Annotated in this window: 1 protein-coding gene; it reads right to left on the bottom strand. The window is 29.3% G+C overall.

Features of this window, described 5'->3' with window-relative positions:
- Positions 1-140: 140 nt before the first annotated feature.
- Positions 141-1007 carry a DUF5677 domain-containing protein gene (locus tag ES045_RS16185; RefSeq protein ID WP_147117310.1) on the bottom strand — a complete coding sequence of 289 codons (867 nt, stop codon included), beginning with the start codon at positions 1005-1007 and terminating at the stop codon, positions 141-143.
- Between the last annotated feature and the right edge of the window lie 289 nt (positions 1008-1296).

Consider the following 1296-nt stretch of genomic DNA (forward strand, 5'->3'; position numbering starts at 1 on the left):
TTGTAATAAGCTTTTAAAACAGGCATTTGCAATCGCCAAATCTGGGTTAATATATGACGATACTTTCAGAAGTGTGTTGGTGAAAAATTAAGTGAATTTTACTTGTTTTTTACCACAGTACTTTGTTGGCATTTCGTTTTTTATTTTTTCAGATATTTTTCGTGTTCATTCAGTAAATCAGATTGATAATTAATTAAAAGCTCTGTCTTTTCAAGATAAGATTTTGACTCTTTTAAATTCTCTTTTTCAACGAAAGATTTGGTCAATAATAAATTCATTCCGATTGCTCCATCCATTATTTGTGGTCTTGGTCTATTCCATTCAAGGTTTACTTTAAATTCGTCATCTTCTCTTGTTAAATTATTGGATAATATATCTTGCCAATTTCCGTGAATTGAATGACTTCCGATACCATAAAAAATATTATAAAATTGGTCTCCTGCAACACTTTCTGCTCTTTTTGAAATTGACTTCCATTTTGAACTTCTGTTTACATTTTCTAAATCAAAATCAGAAGAGTTAAAACTCCTTTCAATTGACTTTTGCATTCTTTCTTCAATATGTAATTTTTCGACATTTCTATCCTTTACATTTTCTTTAATCGTATTCCACAATTGCTTTTCGGTTATTAGAGAATACTTAATGTAATTTTTCAGTACATTTTCTTCTCCTTCAACTATCATAAATTGTGTGTTAATAGCAGTTTCAGCAATACATCTATTAAGAATGCAACATATTTCTAATTTACCATTACAAATATTTTCAAGAAATGAAGTGTTTAATTTTATCAACCGAGTTAGGTTTCCTCCAATTATGGCTTCATTCCGATTAATTTTTCTTGGAATTCCTTCTTTTCCTTCGCAATATCTTTCTCCAACTATTAGAAATAATAAAGTAATAGTTTGCTTTAATAATTCAACATAAGCATCCATAAACTGATTTTCGTCTTTGAATTCAGTTAATTCAGTTTTTGAATATTTTGGTTCTATTTGATGAAGTTCGTTCAAGGTTCTGATTTAAATGAATGCCAACGTTGTTGTATATGGTTTGTTGCGTGTTTCAAGCACCTAATTTAGTAAATAATTACCGACCAAGAAAGTCCGCAAGGACTTTCGTAAGTAAGCGAGAAGCTAGCAATAAATTATATACGGCTTAACTTAGCATTATAATAAATATGTTAACTTAAACAATATAAATTAGAAAGCACAAAAGAGGGGATTAAGGTTATTTTATACGCAGAGACTATAGATCTCGTCAACATTGAAAATCACCTCTCTTTTCTACACAGATTTCGTA

Origin of the sequence: Polaribacter sp. IC073, from assembly GCF_007997075.1 — a bacterium.
Lineage (GTDB): Bacteria > Bacteroidota > Bacteroidia > Flavobacteriales > Flavobacteriaceae > Polaribacter.